11 protein-coding genes are annotated in these 20,000 nt (G+C 47.5%); all 11 read left to right on the top strand.

Annotated features, from left to right (window positions below; translation table 11 throughout):
* Positions 1–36 precede the first annotated feature (36 nt).
* Positions 37–444, top strand: coding sequence for a PrgI family protein (locus VSQ32_07070; GenBank protein MEH2942626.1), 408 nt, complete (start codon positions 37–39; stop codon positions 442–444).
* On the top strand, positions 392–2,890 hold the full coding sequence (locus VSQ32_07065; protein MEH2942625.1) for a conjugal transfer protein TraE: 2,499 nt from the start codon (positions 392–394) through the stop codon (positions 2,888–2,890). Before VSQ32_07070 ends, VSQ32_07065 begins: the two co-directional genes overlap by 53 nt.
* On the top strand, positions 2,890–5,661 hold the full coding sequence (locus VSQ32_07060) for a peptidoglycan DD-metalloendopeptidase family protein (protein ID MEH2942624.1): 2,772 nt from the start codon (positions 2,890–2,892) through the stop codon (positions 5,659–5,661). The genes VSQ32_07065 and VSQ32_07060 overlap by 1 nt, the downstream gene beginning before the upstream one ends.
* Before the next feature lie 311 nt (positions 5,662–5,972).
* Positions 5,973–6,233, top strand: coding sequence for a cell envelope biogenesis protein TolA (locus tag VSQ32_07055; GenBank protein MEH2942623.1), 261 nt, complete (start codon positions 5,973–5,975; stop codon positions 6,231–6,233).
* Complete coding sequence (locus VSQ32_07050; GenBank protein MEH2942622.1) at positions 6,211–7,893, top strand: DUF4366 domain-containing protein; 1,683 nt, start codon at positions 6,211–6,213, stop codon at positions 7,891–7,893. Before VSQ32_07055 ends, VSQ32_07050 begins: the two co-directional genes overlap by 23 nt.
* 8 nt (positions 7,894–7,901) lie before the next feature.
* On the top strand, positions 7,902–8,474 hold the full coding sequence (locus tag VSQ32_07045; GenBank protein ID MEH2942621.1) for an MT-A70 family methyltransferase: 573 nt from the start codon (positions 7,902–7,904) through the stop codon (positions 8,472–8,474).
* The gene (locus VSQ32_07040) at positions 8,465–10,585 is read left to right on the top strand and encodes a DNA topoisomerase 3 (GenBank protein MEH2942620.1); all 2,121 of its coding nucleotides are present in this window, start codon (positions 8,465–8,467) and stop codon (positions 10,583–10,585) included. Before VSQ32_07045 ends, VSQ32_07040 begins: the two co-directional genes overlap by 10 nt.
* Positions 10,586–10,600: 15 nt before the next feature.
* Positions 10,601–10,936: a helix-turn-helix transcriptional regulator gene (locus VSQ32_07035; GenBank protein ID MEH2942619.1), complete on the top strand. Its 336-nt coding sequence runs from the start codon at positions 10,601–10,603 to the stop codon at positions 10,934–10,936.
* 144 nt (positions 10,937–11,080) lie between these two features.
* On the top strand, positions 11,081–12,538 hold the full coding sequence (locus VSQ32_07030; protein MEH2942618.1) for a hypothetical protein: 1,458 nt from the start codon (positions 11,081–11,083) through the stop codon (positions 12,536–12,538).
* Between the two features lie 1,028 nt (positions 12,539–13,566).
* Positions 13,567–13,989 (top strand): TnpV protein, encoded by a 423-nt coding sequence (locus VSQ32_07025; GenBank protein ID MEH2942617.1) that lies wholly within the window; start codon positions 13,567–13,569, stop codon positions 13,987–13,989.
* 119 nt (positions 13,990–14,108) lie between these two features.
* Positions 14,109–19,835 carry a DUF3849 domain-containing protein gene (locus tag VSQ32_07020; GenBank protein ID MEH2942616.1) on the top strand — a complete coding sequence of 1,909 codons (5,727 nt, stop codon included), beginning with the start codon at positions 14,109–14,111 and terminating at the stop codon, positions 19,833–19,835.
* The last annotated feature ends 165 nt before the right edge of the window (positions 19,836–20,000 follow it).

Raw genomic sequence — 20,000 nt, 5'->3', positions numbered from 1 at the left:
CGGTTTGGCGGGCATTTCCCACGAAAGGAGCAGACTATGGCAATATCCGTACCAGTGCCAAAAGACCTGAGTGGAATCAAGACAAAAGTAGCGTTGAACCTCACCAAAAGGCAGATTATCTGCTTTTCGGGGGCTGCCCTTGTGGGAGTGCCTTTATATTTCCTTACCAAAGGGGTATTGGGGACACAGGGGGCGGCGCTTATCATGGTGGGCGCAATGCTGCCATTCTTCTTTTTGGCAATGTATGAAAAAGACGGTTTCCCGGCAGAGAAGATTTTATACTTCATGCTCCGGCAGAAGGTACTCACGCCGGGAATCAGACCGTATAAATCGGAAAACCTCTACAAGCAGTTGGAGGAACGGGAAAAAATCAGGAGGGAGGTATGTTTCCTTGAAGAAAAAGCAAAAGGCGGGGGCGGCAAAGCCAAAACCGCAGGAAAATAAGCGGATGCCGGAAAAGGCGGGGCTGACCTTATCGGAAAAGAAACGCCTTGCGGAGCTGAAACGTGCGCTTGCCGGGAACAGCAAAGAGCAGGCGAAGCCGGACACCGCACAGAAAACCATTACATTCAAAAAAATGTACCGGGACGGCATCTGTCAGGTGGCGGACAGTTATTACACGAAAATGGTGGAGTTTTACGACATCAACTATGACTTGCTGGAGGTGGAGGATCAGGCGGATATTCTGGAGGAATACAGCAAGCTGATTAACTATTTCGATCCGTCCATAAAGTTCCAGTTGTTCCTGTTCAATAGGCAGGTCAGCGAGCAGGCTCTTGCGGAGCAGTTTGACATTGCACTGCAGGAGGATGATTTTGACGATATTCGTGATGAATACACGCAGATGTTAAAGCACCAGTCGGCAAAGGGCAATAACGGTATCATCAAGTCAAAGTACCTGATTTTCGGCGTGGAAAGCGCCGGGTACAGGGAAGCAAAGAGCAAGTTAGGCAATATCGAGAAGGACGTGGTACACAATTTAAACAATATCGGCACAAACGCCAGAGGTCTTGACGGGAAGGAAAGGCTGCGTATCCTGCATGAGTATTTCAATCAGGGTACAATGGAGCCTTTCCGGTTTTCGTTTAAGGAGCTGTCAGAATCCGGGAAGTCAGTTAAAGATTACATTGCGCCGCCGGGATTTGATTTCCGCTATCCGAGCCGCTTTAAGTCTGGCAGCATTTACGGGAGAGTGTCTTACCTTGATATGATTGCGCCGAAGTTTACGGACGAGATGGTTAAGAAGCTGCTGGATATTGATGACAACCTCACCCTTACCATGCATATGCAGACCATTGATCCGGTGGAAGCAATCAAGATGATAAAACGTGCGCTCACCGATATTCAGAAAATGAAAATTGAGGAGCAGAAAAAGGCAGTAAGAAGCGGTTACGATATGGATATACTGCCTACGGACATCGTGACTTATGAGAAGGACACGCTGGAACTGCTTGACGATTTGAACACAAGCAACCAGAAACTTATTAAAATGACTTTCCTCATTACCTGTTATGGGCGGACGAAGCGGGAACTGGAGAACCTGACGCAGAGGGTGTCCGGCATTATCCAGCAGGCGAACTGCAACCTCAGATGTTTGCAGTATTTACAGGAACAGGGGTTAATGGCGAGTGCGCCGATTGGGTGTAACGATGTGGGTATTGAAAGAAACCTTACCACAAAGAGCGCCGCTGTCCTTGTGCCTTTCTGCACACAGGAGCTTTTCATGCCTGCGCCCGCCATTTATTACGGTCTGAACGCACTTTCTAACAACATGATTATGGCAGACCGGAAAAGGCTGCGTACACCGAATGGGGTGATTTTAGGCACACCCGGCAGTGGTAAATCGTTCAGCGCAAAGAGGGAGATTTTATCCTGTTTCCTTATCACAAAGGACGATATTATTGTCTGCGATCCAGAGGGCGAGTATTTTCCGTTAGTGCAGGCACTTCATGGGCAGGTGGTAAGGCTTGCCACCAACTCAAAGGATTATTTAAACCCGATGGATATTCAGCTCTCCCATAAGGGGGACAAGGAAGCGTTGAAATTAAAGAGCGATTTCCTGATTACCCTGTGCGATCTGATTGCCGGGGGAAAGGACGGTCTGGAAAATGACGAGAAGGGCATCATTGACACCTGCATCAAGCATATCTATGACGGGTATTTCAAGCACCCGAAGCCGGAGAATATGCCCATACTGGAAGATTTGTATAATGCGCTGTTAAAGTATGAGCCGAGGGACGTTGCGCCGGAGATGCAGAGAGAAGCGAAGCAGAAGGCGGTGCGGATTGCCAACAGCCTTGTATTGTATGTGCATGGCTCGCAGAATTATTTCAACCATCGTACCAACGTTGACGCACACAACCGGATCATGTGCTTTGACATTCGGGACTTGGGAAACCAGTTAAAAGAGATAGGGATGCTGATTGTGCAGGATGCGGTCTGGAACAGGGTGTCGCAGAACCGGGAACGGAAAGTTGCCACAAGGTACTACTGTGACGAGTTCCATTTGCTCTTAAAAGAGAAGCAGACAGCCATTTATTCAGTGGAAATCTGGAAAAGGTTCCGGAAATGGGGCGGAATCCCGACAGGCTTGACGCAGAACGTGGGCGATTTTCTGAAATCGGAGGAAATCGAGGGCATCTTGGGGAACAGCGATTTTGTGTACCTGTTAAACCAGAACGCCAAAGACCAGCATATTCTGGCGGATAAGTTGGGATTGTCGGAGAAACAGCTCATGCACGTCACCAATTCCGAGCCGGGAAGCGGTCTGATACTGTTTGACAACGTGGTTATCCCCTTCGTGGATAAGTACCCGGCAGATACAAAGACCTTTGCGATTATGAATACGAAGCCGGAAGAATCCGTAACAAAGGGGGATGAGGACAGTTAATGGCAGAAAAGAAAGGGAAGAAAAAACAGGATACCGTCTACCGTAAAGAAGCAAATGCGGAGTTTCATAAGGGAGCTGACAATGCTTTTACGGGCGGCGGCAATGCTGCCTATCAGCCGAGGGATTCCGGCACAGGGAAACCGGGGCGTGGTTCGGGCGGCAAAAGGCAGACGGAAAAGAGTATGCAGGCACAGCAGGAAACTTTTGGACAAAAAGTCCAGAAGTCCAAAGAGAGCCAGACGGGAAAAAACAGCACGTTTACAGAGAATAAAAGCGTGGATTCCCTAAACAGCGATGCCGGACAGCGTAAACCGAACCATGCTTCAAAGGTTCAGGCAAAAAAGCAGATGTACCGGAACACTTCTGGACAAAAAGTCCAAAAGTCCGAAGCGAAGCCGGGGCAGGAAGAAAAACCGGATTTTGTAAAGGAAAGCAGTGGATTTACCGGGCAGGAGAATTTTAACCAGACGGAGGACAGAGAGAAGCAACAGCCAGATGCGGAAGATTACCACCGGAGGGACACTTACAGGCAGTCGCAGAAAAAGGGGAAATACCATAAAAAGCGGGTGCAGAGGGAACACCGGAATAAAGGAAGTACGAAGGAAAAAGCGGAAAATAAAACCTTTACGGAAGAATCTTTTACGGAGAATACCGGGAATCTGTTTCAGGGGGAAGGGGATTCTGAATTTACCGGAAGTAAAAAGCTGCAAAAGAAACAGCGGCAGGCAGAAAAAGCCGCAAAAAAAGTACAGAAGGCAAGGGCGAAGCTGCCAAAGACAAGGGAATACACCTTGCAGAGAGTGTTTGACGAGAAAACCGGGAAGGGAAAATATGTGGTTGTCCCTCTGGATAAAGAGAAGCCATTCAAGCAGGAGGGCATACCCAAAACCACCATGCGCCGGATGCAGAATGAGAGCCGGAATTTCGTGCATGGGAAAATCGCTGAAACGGAGAAAGAAAATTCAGCGGTGGAGGGCGCACATAAATCGGAGCAGAAAGTGGAAGCGGTTTATTCTTTCGTCAAAAGGCAGGTAAAAGGGAAAGAGCAGAAACAGCGGGCGAAAGTGGCAAAGCTGGAAAAGAAGCAGTTTAAAAAGGAAGTCAGTTTCCAGTACCAGAAATTCTTGGAAGAAAACCCGCAGATGCAGAAAAAAGCCTTGCAGAAGCGGTTACAGAAACAGCGCATCAAACGGGAGTACATCAAGGCGAGGAAGAAAGCAGCGGCAGGAAAAACAGCGGAGCAGGCGTTTGAAAAGACGAAAAACGGTGCGGTCACTGTGGCGAGGAAGTTACAGGAGTTCGCGAGGAAAAACGCCGGACTGCTTGTGACAGTGGGCATCATGGCGCTGCTCCTTATGATGATTATGGTTTCCGTATCGTCCTGTGGGGCGATGTTTGCGGATACGCAGTCCACGATTTTAGCAGCGAGTTATTTAAGCAAGCCGAAAGAGATTGACGCCGCTGATTTACAGCTTACCCGTCTGGAGCTTGACTTGCAGAATGAGATTGACCGGGTGGAAACGGATTATCCGGGGTATGATGAATATTCCTATAATCTTGGGGCAATCGGGCATAACCCGTTTACCCTTATCGGCTATTTATCGGCAGTCCATACGGAATTTACCGCAAGTGAGGTGGAAAGCGAAATACAGGCTCTTTTTGATGAGATGTATACGCTCACACTTACGCCGGATACGGAAACGAGGACAAGGACAGTCACAAAGACAGGAACGAGGACGGTCACTGATCCGGTCACAGGGGAGGAAACAGAGGAAGAATATGAGTATGAGGAGGAAGAAGAATATGAGGTCAGTATCCTCAGAGTGACGCTTACGGTCATACCGTTAGAGAACCTTGTTGCCGGGAAAATGGATACGGAGCAGGCGGAGATTTTCGCCATGTACCGGGAAACAAACGGTCTGCTTCAGGAGTTCGCATCGCCGCTTAACCTTTACTGGTATTACTATGTGTCAAGCTATTACGGATACCGGAAAAATCCAGCCACAGGGAACGAGGAATTTCACCGGGGCGTGGATATAGCTGTACCGACAGGCACAACCGTTTATGCCGCCCATGACGGTACGGTGACAGCGGCGGCGTATGACAGCCATTACGGGAATTATGTAGCGATTGAGATAGACGGTTACACAACCAAGTATGCCCACATGGACAGCATCAGCGTGAGTTCGGGGCAGGAAGTGGAAAAAGGGGCGGTCATCGGCACAACGGGGAATACCGGGAGCAGTACAGGAAGCCATTTGCATATCGAATGTTTATATGACGGGGAGTATTATAACCCGTTATTTTATTTCGATGTGGGCGAAGGCACGCTTTACGGGGAAACGCCGGGAGGTCTGCCGGGGAACGCCATACCGCCGGATGCCTACGATGACGCATCGGTGCAGGCTCTTATGGAGGAAGCCGCAAAATACCTCGGCTACCCTTATGTGTGGGGCGGCTCAAACCCTTCCACAAGTTTTGACTGTTCCGGCTTTGTCTGCTGGGTATTTACCAACAGCGGGGTGCATAACCTTCCACGAACTACAGCACAGGGGATTTATGACCAGTGTACTCTGGTTTCCGCATCGGACGCAAAGGCGGGGGACATCATATTTTTTACCGGGACTTACAATTCTGCCGGGGCGGTGAGCCATGTGGGGATTTACTGCGGCAACGGAACAATGATTCACTGCGGAGATCCAATCAGCTACGCAAGCATCAACTCGTCTTACTGGCAGAGTCATTTTTACAGTTTCGGAAGATTAAATTAAGGAGGCATTGTCTGATGATAATTAAGTTTGACAATATGAGAATAAAGTAAGACATTTTCATAAAAAAGCGTGACAATATCTGTTACAGTAAATGATTGATAAAAAAGTATGACAACCACAACGGGAAAATCATAAAAAAGCCTGACAATAGCAGGAAAAATATCATATGTGGCAATGTCATAAATCGGAAAGTGGAACCGTCACGCTGACCAGCTTGGAGTGCAGAGCATTTCAGGCTTTTCTATTGTCAAACTATTTTATCACAAAGGCACTTGTGAATGTAAGACTTTTTTATGAAAGGACAGGCATTTATGACAAAGGAACGCATTGAAAAGGAGCTTTCCAAAGTGGATGCGCAGCTTGAATCCTTGCAGGCGAAAAAGAAGGATTTGGAAGAACAGAAGCGCATGGCGGAAAGAACAGAAAAAATGGATATTATCGAAAAGCATAAAATCTCGTCCGAGAAGCTGCAATTACTCATTAAATTCAGCGAGGACGAGATTTTGAAGTTATTGGAAGAAAAAGAAAATGCAAAGGAGATGGCAGGAAATGAAGAAAAAGTTATCAGCTAGGGCGGCGGTGTCGCTGCTCTTGTCGGCATTATTGTTCTGTATGCCCGTAGGGGCGTTTATGGCGAACAGCGGGAATACGGTAGATGTCTATGCGGAGGGTGCGCTTACAGAGGAAAGCGGCGAAACGTCAGAGAAAGGCAGTACCGAAGCGGAAACAGAGGAAAGCACTGAAACAGAGGAAAATACGGAAACCGGAGAAAGTGAAACTGGGGAAACAGAATCCGAATCCGGCGAGAATGAAGGCGAAGCAGAATCCGGTGGCAGTGGGGAAGGTACGGAAGGCGGAACAGTATCCGGGAATGAAGTTCCGGAGCCGGAATGTACCTGCAAAGAAAAATGCACACAGTATTCCGCTGATAAAGATTGTGAGGTCTGCAAGGGGGATTTCAGCTTATGCGAATATGTGAACCCGAATGTAAAAATCACAATCTCCACTCCCTCCGGCTGGCACAATGACACCACAAAGGTACATATCTCCGTTGAAGATGTGGCACATTCCGGCAACTTCTCCATAAAGACGGTGCAGGCGAAAGTGGCGCAGAATGGGAGCTGGACGGACATCACAGAGGATATGTATGTGGAGATTTCAGAAAATGCCACCGTCTATGTGCTTGTGACAGACCAGAGGGGCAAGACCTATGAGAAAAACCGCTATATCAGGTGCTTTGACTTCACGAAGCCTACCTTAAACGCTGCGGTCAGTGACGGATTGTTAAGCGTACAGGCGCACGATATGGATTCCGGCATCAAGGCGGTGTATGTGAACGGGTATGAATTTACGGAGCTTACCAATGGCGTGTTGAATATCCGCCTGCAGCAGTTTGACGCAGGCTACCAGTATTTCACCATTTCCGCAATGGACAATGCCGGGAATATGTCAGAAGTCTATAAGACAGCGAACCCGTATTATACCGATCCGGAAAAGGCGGACGGGAATGAGAAGAACCCGGCAGAGCAGCTCCCGGTGAACGCACAGGCAACCAAGCCTTCCTCCGCTACCGCACAGGTAACGGAACATACCAAAACGGACAGTGACGGGAACACCGTTTCCGAAAACAGCCTTGCAGAGCAGAAAAAGCAGGCAATGGCGGAAGCGGCGGCATCGGAGAAGAAAGAGGAAGCCGGGGAGAAGGAGAAAAGCGAAACGGGGAAGGAATTTTATACAATCCAGACCGCATCGGAAAAAGTATTTTACCTTATCATTGACCGGGACGGGGAGGAAGAAGTGGTTTATTTCCTGACGGAAGTTACGGAAAATGACCTGTTGAACGTGACAGCGGACAACAGCGACACCTTACCGCAAAATTCCGCCGCACTGGAATCCGCAATCCCTGTGACGGAGGGCGCACTTCCCAATAATAACGGGGAACAGGAAACGGAAGAAGAAGCTGCGGAAGAAGCGGCAGAGGACGGGGAGGAAAATACCGAAGAACCCGAACCGGAGCCGGAGAAAACAGGGGAAAACCCGGCGGCAACCTATATCATTCTTGGGCTTGTGGCGGTTGTAGCCATTGGCGGCGGCTATTATTTCAAGGTAGCAAAGAAAAAGAAAGAGGAATTTCTTGACGAGGACGATGATGAGGAGGAAGAAGAATACGAAGATGATGAGGAGAATGAGGAAAAAGAGGATGATTTCTTTGAGGATGACGGGGAGGAGTAGACGGCGATATGGCAGAAAAGAAATATTCAGTTATTCTGGCTGATCCCCCTTGGCATTACTATGTACATTCTAAAAAAGATGCGGGAAGAACCGCAGAAAGCCACTATTCCACCATGAACATTGAAGATATAAAGGCACTTCCGGTAGCTGGCATTGCGGACAAGGACTGCGCCTTATTTCTTTGGGTGACATTCCCATGCCTTTTGGAAGGTTTGGAAGTGATAAAAGCATGGGGGTTTGCTTATAAGACGGTAGCGTTTGTATGGGTAAAACAGAATAAAAAGAGTGAGTCGCTTTTTTGGGGTATGGGGTATTGGACACGCAGTAATGTAGAGATCTGCATACTGGCAACAAAGGGCAGACCAAAGCGTGTCCATGCAGGGGTACATCAGGTAGTAGTATCCCATATCGAAGAACACAGCAGGAAGCCGGAAGAAGTACATCACCGGATTAATCAGCTAATGGGTAGTGTGCCCAAAATAGAACTTTTTGCCCGGAGAAAGGCAGAGGGGTTTGATGTGTGGGGAAATGAAGTGGAATGTGATATTGAGTTGATAGGAGGAAAAGAAAAATGCAGTTAGTGATAGCGGAAAAACCGAGTGTAGCAAGGAGCATTGCGGAGGTAATCGGCGCAGCAGAGAACCATGACGGATATATGGAAGGGAATGGTTATGTTGTGAGCTGGTGCGTAGGGCATCTGGTGGAGCTGGCACAGCCGGAAAGCTACGGGGAGCAGTGGAAAAAATGGACGTATGAGAGCCTGCCCGTCAAGCCGGAAACATGGCGGTATGAGGTGAAGCCGGACACGAAAGCGCAGTATGACGTGCTTTTCCAGTTGATGCACAGGGAGGACGTTTCGGCTACGATCTGCGCCACTGACGCCGGACGGGAGGGAGAGCTTATCTTCCGCCTTGTGTATGAAATGGCAGGCTGTGACAAGCCGATCAAACGCCTGTGGATTTCCTCAATGGAGGAAAGCGCCATTCGTGAAGGGCTTGAAAATTTACAGCCGGGGAGCGATTATGACAACCTGTACCATTCCGCACTGTGCAGGCAGGAAGCGGACTGGCTTGTGGGCATCAACGGTACAAGGCTGTTTACGGTTTTATATGGCGGAAAGGTTTTAAAGGTGGGGCGGGTGCAGACACCCACCCTTGCGATGTTAGTAGACCGGGAAGCAAAGATTATGAATTTCCAGAAGGAAAAATATTACATGGCACATATTCTGATGGACGGGATGGATGCCGCCACCGGGCGTATTGATGATAAAAATGAAGCGGATGAGATTGCGGGGGGTTGCCAAAACGGGCAGGCTCTCACCACGTCCGTTGTGAAAGAGGAAAAAACGGTTATGCCGCCGAAGCTCTATGACCTTACCACGCTCCAGAGGGATGCGAACCGCTTGTTTGGATTTACCGCAAAGCAGACCTTAGAGTACACACAGAGCCTTTATGAGAAAAAGTTAGCCACATATCCGAGGACGGACAGCCAGTTCTTATCCGATGACATGGGGCAGACCGCAGAGGGCGTGATTGAAGCAGTGTTCAGTTCCCTGATGTTTGAGGAAAACAAGGTTTCCAGACCAGACATAAAGCGGATTCTGAACAGTAAAAAGGTGACAGACCACCACGCCATTATCCCCACAATGGAGATAGCGAAAGCTGACCTTGCGGCACTGCCGGAAACGGAGCGTAAAATCCTGTCTTTAGTTGCGAACCGCCTGTTATGCGCCACCGGGGAGAAACATCTGTATGAAACAGTCAAAGCGGAGTTTTCCTGCAATGGTCATACTTTTGCGATTTCCGGGAAGTCCGTCACGCATAACGGGTGGAAGTCCTTTGAGGATGCCTTTAAGCGTTCCTTTAAAATCTCCGGGAATCAGGAGGAGGAAAAAGAGGAAAAGAAGCTGCCGGAACTGTCGGAGGGACAGGCATTTGACGGTGTGCAGACGAAAGTAAGCGAGCATTTCACTTCCCCGCCGAAGCACTTTACGGAAGATTTATTATTATCGGCAATGGAACGTGCCGGGGCGGAAGATATGGGCGAAGACGTGGAGAGGAAAGGCTTGGGTACGCCTGCGACAAGGGCGGACATCATTGAGAAGTTAGTCAGGGACGGGTTTGTGAAGCGTGAGAAAAAGCAGATCATACCAACAGAGGACGGAATGAAGCTGGTTACGGTGCTGCCGGATGTGGTGAAGTCCCCGAAACTTACCGCCGATTGGGAAAATGCCCTGACACTGGTAGCGAAAGGGGAGCTTCCTATGGAAGACTTCATGGCGGACATTGAAAACATGGTGTCGGAACTGATACACACTTACCATGAGGTCAGTGACGAACAGAAAAAGATGTTCGCACAGGAACAGGCGGCTCTTGGGGTATGCCCGAACTGCGGCGGTCAGGTGGTAAAAGGAAAATTCGGCGCTTACTGCGTGAAAAAATGCGGTATGAACGTGAGCCGGGTAATGGGTGCTGCCCTTACCGATGTACAGGTGAAGGATATGCTTGCCGGGAAGAAAATCCTGTTAAAAGGGTTAAAGAGCAAGGCGGGCAAGCCCTATGATGCCTATATTATTCCGAGTGGGACGGAAGAATACCGTTACACCAAAGACGGGGCAGAAAAAAGCGGGGTACAGTTTAAGTTTGTCATGGAGTTTCCGAAAAAGAAATCTTCTGGCGGGAAGAAAAAATAGTAGGGAGGAAGAAAGATGTTTACAACCGGGGATAAGCTATTAAACGTGATGAAAGAGGAAGAAATTAGTATTATGGAGCTTTCCAGAATGTCGGGAGTGCCGGAGAGGACAATCATGGATATTCTGGCGGGCATCAGAGAGCCGGAGCTTGGCGTGGTGTGCAGGATTGCGGACGGGCTTGGCATCTGCGTCCATGAGCTTCGTGCCGATGAGGAACAGTATGCCATATCTGTACAGAAAGATACCCTTGCAAAGCTGATTGTGGTCAGTGAGATAAACGGTGTAGAGCTGGAGGAACTGATACATACCATTTTGGAAAAAGGCATTGAGGAACATGGTTTCTATGAGTGATTGATAGTAAGTTGTAGGGTGCGTTAAGTACCCTACAACTGAAATATGAAATATTCTGAGAAGAAATTGAGTTACAACTGATAGGGTGGTATAATTTCCATAATATATTAGCTAAAAATAGATATAAATATTATGGGAGGTTATATGTTAGAAGGATATTTGAGTGGACTTGAGGAAAATGAAATACGTTTTATTTCAGAGAATCATAAGGATTTTAAGATTATAGTAGATGAAGAACACTTTTTTTGCTTGCAACATGAAAGGATAGAGAAGGATATTGTTGAGGGCTATCTTTTTAATAATTATAATTTTAAAATGTTCGGTTGTATATATAATGGGAGAAGCATCTCGTGTAAAGGATATATTTATTCGAGCGGTAATAATCCGCCAGACAATCTTTCACAATTTGATAGAATTATGTTTACAGGAAAGCCAATAGATGTATTTGCTGGTGGCAGTGCTAATGTGATGAAGAAGATTGATGACGGGATAGACTGGAATGAACGCTTATATGCAAAAGAACCTCGATATTGGAATGAAATAAATACAAAATATCCGGCAATAGTTAATGGGATATTATGCGAAGTAGGAATTGACTACTCTATTTATTATAATGACAGGTGGGGAGAACGTAATATAGGCACTTGTACGCCACGATTTTATATTGATTTTAAAGAATCGGTTGGAACTGATATAATACCAGACTGTTATTTGTGGGTATTTGATTTTATGAAATTTTTGAGTTTCCGCCGAAATATAAAGTTTGATGATATTAAGATTTATAAGAGAAACAGCGATAAAAAAATTGAAAAAACAGGGATTGTTTATTTCAGAACGATAGATAGAGGTGAGTATACAAATTCTGATTTGAATACAATTCTTACAAGAGATATTGGAGATAAATTTGGAGAACTTTTTCAATATATTGCAGAGAGGCGTCAAAGAGATACTTCGGATGAGTTATTTGTTCCAGATAATGATACAGAGTATAAGGAATTAAGCCATACAAGTTTTTTGGAATGTGCTTTAAGTTTTGAAGGAGAGTATGACCGTACACAAGAAACAAAAATAGAAACTAATGCAGAGTTCCAGCAAATAAAGCAATTAGCAAATGATGTGGTGATTGACGAGTCCTGTAAATTAGTGGATCAAGAGGAAAGCGATTCTTTAAAAGAAGAATTATTGGAATATATAAAAAAGAGGTTTGAAAGTGCTGCTGAAGAATTAAAAGAACAGCAAACATCAAGAAAAAAGAAAGACAAAATTATAAAATATGCAAAGAAATTATTAGATGACCTTGATAAAATTGATTTTTCTTTAGAAGAACAATTTAATAATGTGTTAAAGAAGTATGCAGATATTTTAAATGATTATAAGAAAATGTTAGCACAGCGAATGAAAATTCGTTTTGAAGGAAACATCAATTTAGGTCAGATATTTTCTAAGATGCGAAATGAAATAGGACATGGACACCCGAAAGACATAGAGGATATTCACGCCTATACATTTCAGTTAGCCAGATGTATGATATATGTTATGATTTTAGATAATACTGGAATTTCACATGATGCAATAAAGCGAGTAATTCATAAGATTTTTTAGAAAATAGGATTTAAAGATAGAAAATGCACTTAGGAGAAATCTTAGGTGCTTTTCTTATATGAAAAATCCGAGGAAAGGAGCATACAAAAATTGAATAAAGTTTACCGTCACTGGTGGCAATGGCTTATGAACGAACCATAGCCACCTTTTTTATTGCCCAAAAACAATAAACAGGAAATGGAGGTTTACCATGAGAAAATATGACGTAATTTCCGCACTCTCCGAAGAAACATCAAAGAGGGTGGCGAGAAATGAAGAAAGCTGGAAGAAATATCTGAACACAGCATCAAGGCTCTACAAATACCCGTTCAAAGACCAGCTCCTTATCTATGCCCAAAGACCAGATGCCACAGCCTGCGCTTCCATAGAGATATGGAATGAAAAAATGCACTGTTGGGTAAACAAGGGCGCAAAGGGGATTGCGCTTCTGGATGAAGATGGGAGTCCCTACACCGGACTGCGGTACGTCTTTGACATATCGGACGTGCATAAGGCAAGGCGCATCGGGCGTTTCCCCCAGCTTTGGGAGATGCGGGAGGAACATCAGGAAGCGGTTCTGAACCGTCTGGAAGGGATTTACGGGGATACCAACAAGGAAGCGGGATTTGTGGACAGGATCAGGGAGATTGCTTCCCGGCTTGCGCAGGACTGTTATGGGGAGCTTGCTTCAGATATGGAATATCTGAAAGAGGGAAGTTTTCTGGAGGAACTGGACGAACTGAATATCGCTGTTCGTGTCCGGGAAACGCTGGCGGACAGCATCGCCTACACCGTCTTAAAGCGGTGCGGCATGGAAGATGCAGAGCTGGCAGAGGAAATCCAGTTCCCCTATATCCATGAGTTTAATACAATCGAAACCCTGTCACATATCGGTGACAGCATATCCGATTTATCCAAGCCTGTGCTTATGGAGATTGGCAAAGCAATTGGGGCGTATGACAGGGAAATCGCCGGAAAGGAAGCATCAAGAAATTTTGCCGAAAAAGGACTTGCAAATACCTCTGACACACGCTATAATGCTTTAAAGCATGAAAGCGAAACGGAGGACGTACAACTTACCACACAGACCGGGAACGCCGGGGAAAGGGGAAATAATAATGAATCTGACCTACGAGAAGAACGGGGATTACATGATACCGATGTTGAAGATGGACGAGCAGCCGGAGGGGACGCTCACGAAATACGGACTGATGAGGAAGAACTACTTACAGGAACACAAGAAGGGGATTTACACCGGGCTTCTGCTGAAAGGGAAGCTGAAAGAGCATCTTCTGACCATTCAGGAGCAGGCGGAGCAGAGGATGGAATTACTGACCGGGCAGATGATGAAGCAGGAGGGAGTGACGGAAAAACTCAAGGCAGAGAACCAGATGCTCTGGGTTCAGAAGATGAACAACATCAGGCACTCGGCGGAGGAAATCGTACTGAAAGAGCTGGTATACAGCCTGTAAGTGAAGAAGCGACTGAAAAAACTGAAAATAAGGATTTACCAGAGCCGGACAGTGGAGAACCATTGCCCGGTCTTTCTTTGTCTGAAATAGAGAAAGGCATCTTGCGGTTTGATGAATTTATGGTGCATAAATGCCCGGACATTGCCGGGGTAATGCTTTTCGAGCCGGATAAGGATAAACAGACGGAATATATCAAAAACAGTTACAGGCACAAGGAATTTACCGAGTTTTATGTAGGGGAGGAAAGAGCCGGGTACAGGGCGGACGAAAACGGTCTGACGGTCTGGAAGGGGAGCTATTTAAACCGGACAGCGGAAGCAACTATATCATGGGAAGCTGTGAGGGACAGCATCGCCTTTTACATGGAAAAGGGCGAATATCTGAAAGAGGGGCAGATACCGCAGTGGGAAGAACCGAAGGAAACGCAAAGTTACCAGCAGCTTAGTTTATTCCCCACGATAGAGGAACAGATCGGCACGATAGAAGCGGCGCAGGCAGGAGAGAAATATACCATGCCCGCCGCTTTTTCTCTGCCAGAGGAGCAGCTTGAAGCCATTTTACGCACAGGGGGCGGACGGGATAACAGCAGGAGCCGCATTTATGCCAAGTACCAGCAGGGCAAAACGCCGGAGGAAATGGCGGAGTTTCTGAAAAATGAGTACCGTACTACGGGGAAAGGCTTTGATTTTGGCAGCAATCCCATATCCGTCTGGTTCAATGAATCCGGCATGAGCATCGGCTATGGGATGTCCGCAAAGGAAAACCCGGCTGCGGTGATGGGCTGGCAGGAAATAGAGGGCGTTGTCCGTTCTATGGTGGAGAATGGCTCTTACATGGGCGCAAATGAAGTGTTCCTTGTGGATGCGGTGGAACGCCAGAGGGTGTCAAATGACCTGTTCAATTTCTTCCGGGACGGCATCGGGGAAATCCCGGAGAACATACCGATTAAGACTTACAACCACCCGGAGAGCATGACAAACCTCTGCGAGCTTTTATCCACGCAGGAGGGGCGTGATGTCATCGCCGGGGAGCTTTCCCACGCAAAAGAGCAGATTGAAGCCGGGGAAAAGCAGATCAGGTGGCGGTATGTAAAAAAGCCGGAGCATCTGCTTTCAGAGATTGCGGATTTAAGCACAGAGAAAACGGAATACCCGGTACAGGACAGCGTGGAGGTGCTGCATGAGGATTTTATTACACAGGACGAGATAGATAACCGTCTGACGGGTGGAAGTGGCTATCATCATGGGAATTTCCGTATCTATGAATATTTTATGGAGGGGCATGACAGGAAGGAAAATATAGCTTTCCTAAAAAATGAATACGGTACAGGCGGCGGTTCTCCCGCCTTAACTGGTTCAGACCGGAGCGATGAATGGCACGATTCCAAAGGAATCAAATTGGGGAAAGGCAGAATAGGCGATTCATACACAAAAGTGCTTTTAACATGGAACGTGGTGGAGAAGCGCATCAGGGAACTTGTCAATGCGGATAAATACCTTACGCCGAAAGGGAAGGAAGCCTTCGCACAGTACAAAAAAGAGCAGGCGGAGGAAGCCATGCGCCGGGAGCAGGAAAAGCTGGAGCATGGTGTCCGGGTGGAGTGCAAAGATGCCATAGAAAAAGCGATTGCGGAGAAATTTGACGGTTACACACTTCCGGGGGATACCGCAGAGGGCGTTATCCGGCAGTACGGGAAGGAACGGGTAGAGATTGTCCTTGCCAACACAATCACGCACTTATCCCATGACGGGCGTTTTTCCCCAAACAATAAAGAATGGGCGAAAAGCCTTGTGCCTTCCGCTGACTGGCAGACAAGGGATTATATCGTCACTTCACACCCGGCTGTTTTGGACGGTTTTACCAATCAGGCAAGGCGGTATATAGAGCGTGACAGAGAACCGGAAAAAATGGCTGTACCGGAGCAGGAAGCGGAAATTTCCGGGGACAATATTCAGAGTCCCGAACCAGAAAATAAATCCAGTGAAAGTGAGAAAGCACTGGCTGAAAGGCTTGCGGAAATGTCCGTAGTGGTAAAAATCTGCGGTGCGCTGTCCATGAAAGATGTGGTCGGCTGGAACGAGGATACCGGGGCGGTTGCCATAGAGGACGCTGACAGGAGGTTGGAGGGCAGGGCAGTTTATGACACCCTGTTTCTGGAAGCCGCCGATTATGTACTGATGCAGTCAATAAGCGGCAATGCGGAAAAAGCGGTGGAGATGGATGCCCTGCTGAAGGAAGCACAGAAGTATGCGGCACGTTATGAGAACGAGCCGGGACAGCAGAGGGAGGGACACGCTGCGGAAGTATCTGAAGCAGAGTCGGCAGGAGAGCGCCGGGAGGAAAATCACCCGGATGCAGAGCCGGAAAAACGGACAGAAGAACCGGAACAGGAAGAAACAGTACGCTTTACGGTTACGGAAACTTCGGATGCCTTTACAGAGCCTTATGCGGTATGGGACAGCGAAACACAGGATTATTATGTGACAGGCGATGGCACAGTGCCGACATTTGACACACCGGAGGAAGCGGATGTTTTCTGCCAAAATCTCAACGGAGATTTACAGGGGAAAGAAGCAGAAAATATTGTTACAGAGCCGGGAACTGTTTCAGAAGCAAAAGATTCTGCTGAAAAAGATGATTTTTCCGACATTGACACACAGGCTGTCCGGGAAGGTCTGGAAAAAGCCGGGATTGTGGACGGGCATTTAGTAGATGAAACCGCCTTAGAAAACGATCCGTTTATCCGGCAGGTCATGGGTGATGTGGAAACGCTGACCGGGGGCAACCCACCAGAGCCGGAAAAAGTACCACAAAAAGAGCCGGAGATTGATAAAACAGTCGCAGTCAATTACCGTATCTCTTTCAATGAAGCGGAGAATACCAGGAAAGGATTTGCGCCGAAAGAGAAATTCCGGCAGAACGTGGAAGCCATACGAACCCTTGAAAAGATTGAAGGGGAACGCCGCACTGCCACACCGGAGGAACAGGAAGTCTTAGCAAAATATGTGGGGTGGGGCGGTCTTGCCGATGCCTTTGATTCTTCCAAAGCGAACTGGGCGAATGAGTATCAGGAATTAAAGAACCTGTTATCCCCGGAGGAATACGCTTCCGCAAGGGAAAGCACGTTAAATGCCCACTACACAAGCCCGGTCATCATTCAGGCAATCTATGAGGCAGTGGGGAAAATGGGATTTACCAGAGGGAACGTGTTAGATCCCGCCGCAGGCATTGGGAATTTCTATGGCTGTCTGCCGGAGGAAATGGCGGGGAGCAGGCTCTACGGGGCGGAGCTGGACGGGATTACCGGGCGCATCGCAAAACAGCTTTACCCTCATGCGGATATTAAAATCACCGGATTTGAGAATACAAATTATCCCAATGACTTTTTTGACGTGGCGGTGGGAAATGTGCCTTTCGGACAGTATAAAGTGTCTGACAGGCAGTATGACAAGCATAACTTTTTAATCCACGATTATTTTTTCGCAAAGACTTTGGATAAAGTGCGTCCGGGCGGCATTGTTGCCTTTGTCACTTCAAAGGGAACGATGGATAAGAAAAACCCGGAGGTGCGGAAATACCTTGCACAGCGGGCGGAGCTTTTAGGGGCGGTCAGGCTCCCGAACACAGCCTTTAAGGAAAATGCGGGTACGGAGGTCACTTCGGACATTCTGTTCTTAAAGAAGCGTGACCGGGTATTAGACATTGAACCGGACTGGGTGCATCTGACGGAAAAAGACGGTATCGTGATGAACCAGTATTTCGCAGACCACCCGGAAATGGTGCTTGGAAAAATGGAGATGGTTACCGGGGCGCATGGCATGGAGAGCGCCTGTCTGCCGGATGATTCCCTTCCCCTGTCGGCACAGCTTAACCATGCGCTTTCCTATGTGGAGGGCAGCATCGAGCAGGCGGATTTTAACGAGATTGAAGATGAACTGGCAAGGGAGAACATACCCGCCGATCCGGATGTGAAGAATTACAGCTATACCGTAGTGGACGATAAAGTGTATTACCGGGAAAATTCCATTATGAAGCCTGTGGACGTTTCGGAGAAAGCGGAGCAGCGCATGAAGGGCATGGTGGCAATCCGGGACTGCACGCAGGAATTGATAAACTTCCAGTTGGAAGAATACCCGGATGATATGATTAAAAACAAACAGACGGAGTTGAATCAGTTATACGATGATTTCTCCAAGAAATTCGGTCTTATCAGCTCACAGACCAATAAAAGGGCGTTCAATCAGGATTCCAGCTACTGCCTGTTATGTTCCCTTGAAAATCTGGACGATGAGGGGAAGTTTATTGGCAAGGCGGATATGTTCTCGAAACGTACCATTAAAAAGCAGGAAGTTGTGACGAGCGTGGACACAGCCAGCGAAGCGCTGGCGGTATCACTTAGCGAGAAGGCGGGCGTGGATTTAGCCTATATGTCGGAGCTTGCGGACAAGAGCGTGGAGGAAATCACGAAGGAGCTTGCCGGAGTAATCTTCCAGAACCCGGTCACAGAGGAATGGGAAACCGCAGACGAGTATTTAAGCGGGAACGTGCGGGAGAAGCTGTCAGTAGCGAGAACCTTTGCGGAAAACCACCCGGAATATGCCATTAACGTATCCTCACTGGAAAGCGTACAGCCGAAGGAGCTTGACGCATCGGAGATTGAGGTGCGTATCGGCGCTACATGGATTTCCACAAAATATATTGAGGACTTCATGCGTGAAACTTTTGAAACGCCGGAATACCTGTTTGACCGTAAGACAATGGGCGTACAGTTTTCAGGCGTGACCGGGCAGTGGAACGTAAAAGGGAAAAATGCAGACAGGGGAAATGCCCTTGTCAATATGACCTACGGAACAGGCAGGGCAAACGCATACAGGATTTTAGAAGATTCCCTGAACCTTCGTGACACCCGTATCTTTGATGTGGTTACGGAGGACGGGAAGGAAAAGAGAGTCCTCAATAAAAAAGAAACCATGCTTGCAAGCCAGAAGCAGGAAGCCATAAGGGAAGCATTTAAGGACTGGGTATTTCGTGATCCGGAGCGCAGGCAGGATTTATGCGCAAAGTATAACGAGCTTTTCAATTCCACAAGACCGAGGGAATATGACGGTTCGCACTTAAAATTCCCCGGAATGACGCCGGACATCGTACTCAGACCGCACCAGCTTAACGCTGTGGCGCATCAGTTATACGGGGACAACACGCTCCTTGCCCATTGCGTGGGTGCGGGAAAGACCTTTGAAATGATTGCGGCGGCAATGGAAAATAAGAGGTTGGGATTGTGCCAAAAGAGCTTATTTGTCGTGCCAAACCATTTGACGGAGCAGTGGGCGAGTGACTTCCTGCGCCTGTATCCGGGGGCGAATATCTTAGCGGCAACCAAGAAGGATTTTGAACCCGCAAACCGGAAAAAGTTCTGCTCCCGGATAGCGACAGGGGATTATGACGCTGTGATTATCGGTCACAGTCAGTTCGAGAAAATCCCGCTTTCCACCGAAAGGCAGATGGCGATGATTGAAAGGCAGATAACAGAAATTGAAATGGCAATCGAAGCCCTCAAAGCGGAGAATGGCGAGCGTTACTCCATTAAACAGATGGAAAAGACAAAAAAATCACTTTCTACCAGATTAAGCCGCTTAAACGATTCCAGCCGGAAAGACAATGTTGTGACCTTTGAACAGTTGGGCGTGGATCGGCTGTTTGTAGATGAAAGCCATAACTATAAGAACCTCTTTTTATACACAAAGATGAGGAATGTGGCGGGCATCGCACAGACGGAAGCGCAGAAATCTTCGGATATGTTTGCCAAGTGCCAGTACATGGACGATGTGATATGTTGTGAACTGTAGATGTAAACATTTCCGACAAACGCAGTATTTTAGCGGAAATGAGCATCTGCTAAAATACAACATATGCGGCTGGCTCATTTGTGGTGAATGGAAACTTGCAGATGTTGTGGTAAGGGAAGAAGGTGGTAAATTCTTTTATTCGTATCTGTAAACAGTTTAGCACAA

The sequence above is a fragment of the Lachnospiraceae bacterium JLR.KK002 genome, from assembly GCA_036941025.1.
Classification (GTDB): Bacteria; Bacillota; Clostridia; order Lachnospirales; family Lachnospiraceae; genus Petralouisia.
The sequence above is the reverse complement of the archived record's forward strand: the minus strand, read 5'-3'. Positions and strand labels throughout refer to the sequence as shown.

Excerpts from the sequence above, each read along its gene's own strand:
- VSQ32_07040 (MEH2942620.1), top strand. The coding sequence starts at position 8,465 with ATGCAGTTAGTGATAGCGGAAAAACCGAGTGTAGCAAGGAGCATTGCG.
- VSQ32_07070 (MEH2942626.1), top strand. The coding sequence starts at position 37 with ATGGCAATATCCGTACCAGTGCCAAAAGACCTGAGTGGAATCAAGACA.
- VSQ32_07050 (MEH2942622.1), top strand. The coding sequence starts at position 6,211 with ATGAAGAAAAAGTTATCAGCTAGGGCGGCGGTGTCGCTGCTCTTGTCG.
- VSQ32_07035 (MEH2942619.1), top strand. The coding sequence starts at position 10,601 with ATGTTTACAACCGGGGATAAGCTATTAAACGTGATGAAAGAGGAAGAA.
- VSQ32_07060 (MEH2942624.1), top strand. The coding sequence starts at position 2,890 with ATGGCAGAAAAGAAAGGGAAGAAAAAACAGGATACCGTCTACCGTAAA.
- VSQ32_07030 (MEH2942618.1), top strand. The coding sequence starts at position 11,081 with ATGTTAGAAGGATATTTGAGTGGACTTGAGGAAAATGAAATACGTTTT.
- VSQ32_07025 (MEH2942617.1), top strand. The coding sequence starts at position 13,567 with ATGAAAGCGAAACGGAGGACGTACAACTTACCACACAGACCGGGAACG.
- VSQ32_07045 (MEH2942621.1), top strand. The coding sequence starts at position 7,902 with ATGGCAGAAAAGAAATATTCAGTTATTCTGGCTGATCCCCCTTGGCAT.
- VSQ32_07020 (MEH2942616.1), top strand. The coding sequence starts at position 14,109 with ATGGTGCATAAATGCCCGGACATTGCCGGGGTAATGCTTTTCGAGCCG.
- VSQ32_07055 (MEH2942623.1), top strand. The coding sequence starts at position 5,973 with ATGACAAAGGAACGCATTGAAAAGGAGCTTTCCAAAGTGGATGCGCAG.